The 1909-nt window shown below is 40.2% G+C and carries 1 protein-coding gene; it reads left to right on the forward strand.

The window, feature by feature from the left end:
- The first annotated feature begins 109 nt into the window (after positions 1-109).
- Positions 110-1738, forward strand: a complete 1629-nt coding sequence (locus T501_RS19365; RefSeq protein WP_044917163.1) for an IS1182 family transposase — start codon at positions 110-112, stop codon at positions 1736-1738.
- Positions 1739-1909 lie beyond the last annotated feature (171 nt).

The following is a 1909-nucleotide window of genomic DNA, read 5'->3' on the forward strand; positions in this document are numbered from 1 at the left end:
GGGGCTGTCGCACTAAGAATTAGTGCGAGGCCCCTTTTTAGTGCTAAAAGTCTTGATTAACACAAAGACCAGGCTTCGAAAAGCCTGGTCTTTGCTGTAAAATATATTTATGCTACTAAATAAAATCTTACAAGGAAATTATAGCCTTTCTTCCTTAAATCATCAAATAAAACTTCCGCTCGACATAGTCCTATCAGTAGCAGATGACGATCCGGTACGCCTGGTAAGCGCATTCGTGGAGGAGATGGACCTTTCTGATCTTTATGCAACATATGAAAGAATCAGAAAAGGCCAGGCAACGCCCCGTCATATGATGAAGATAGCAGTCTATGCAGCAATGAACAGAATCTTCTCATCTCGAGACATAGAAACCTCATGCAAGCGTGATATCAATTTCATGTACCTTCTTGAAGGCTTGCCCGCACCGGACCATTCAACCATTGCAAGGTTTATTTCCCTGCATCTGTCACAGTGTTCAAAACAGATGATGGCTCAGATTGGAACAATCCTTCTTGATCTTGGTGAAATCTCTGGGGAGAACATCTTCATCGATGGCACAAAGATTGAATCCGTGGCGAATAAATATACTTTTGTCTGGAAAAAAGCAGTTTCAAAAAACATGGCAAAACTGGCTGAGAAGATATGCCTCTTCTGCGCAGAGTGCGAGGAACTTTATGGCCTGAAGATTGTCTATGATGACCAGATATCACTTCATACATTAAAAAGACTCAAAAAGAAACTTTACAAGATTAAGAATGATGAAGGAATAGAGTTTGTCTATGGCTCCGGAAAGAGAAAAACTGTTCTTCAAAGGTCTGTCGAAACACTTGAAGAATACATAAAGAAACTCAAGGATTACACATATAAGCTGTACAAGTGTGGAAATCGTAACAGTTATTCAAAAACAGATCCGGATGCAACCTTTATGCGCATGAAAGAAGATGCCATGCTGAACGGACAGCTTAAACCTGCTTATAATCTCCAGCATGGTGTCGATGCCGAGTATGTTACCTGGCTTGATATATATCCAAATCCCACAGATACTCTGACACTCATTCCGTTTCTCAATGACATGGAAAAACATCTGCCGTTTAAGTACAAGAACATCGTGGCTGATGCCGGTTACGAAAGTGAAGAGAATTATGTTTTTGTCGAGAAAAATGACCAGACAGCATACATAAAACCTCAGAATTATGAACTTTCAAAAACAAGGAAATTTAAAAATGACATCAGCAGACGTGAAAACATGGATTATGACAGTGAGGATGATGCTTATGTTTGCAGGAATGGCAAAGAATTAAAGGCAATCTTTACCCGCAACGAAAAAACAGCAAGTGGCTATTCAAGAAGTGTCACTACGTATGAATGTGATAGCTGCAAGGAATGCCCGTACAAGAAAGATTGCATTAAAGGAAACAACTGCAAGACACCATTTGAAGACAGGAACAAAAGGCTTTACGTTTCGAGAAAGCTTGAAGAAAAGCGCAGTGAATGCCTTAAGCGGATAACCAGCGAATTCGGCACGCAGCTCAGAATGAACCGAAGCATTCAGGCGGAGGGTTCATTTGCAAATGTAAAAGAAGACATGAACTTCAGAAGATATTTGTATAAGGGGACGAAGAATGTTCTTGCACAAAGCGTGTTGCTTGCAATCGGATTCGATATCAATAAACTGCATCACAAGATCATGGCCGGCCGAACAGGAACTCATCTTTTTGAGCTAAAGAAAACGGCATAATTTTTGATCCTTAAAAATCAAACTCCTGTATCTGATCCGAAGATATCTTCGGACTATTAAGTCACTCTAAAAATATGAGATATGAGCAGAAAGCAGATATAAGTACCGATTTTTAGGCCTGAAAAAGGGCCATCGCCCAGATGATTTAATCATCTAATGCGACAGCCCCTT

The organism is Butyrivibrio sp. WCE2006 (assembly GCF_000701985.1).
Classification (GTDB): domain Bacteria; phylum Bacillota; class Clostridia; order Lachnospirales; family Lachnospiraceae; genus Butyrivibrio.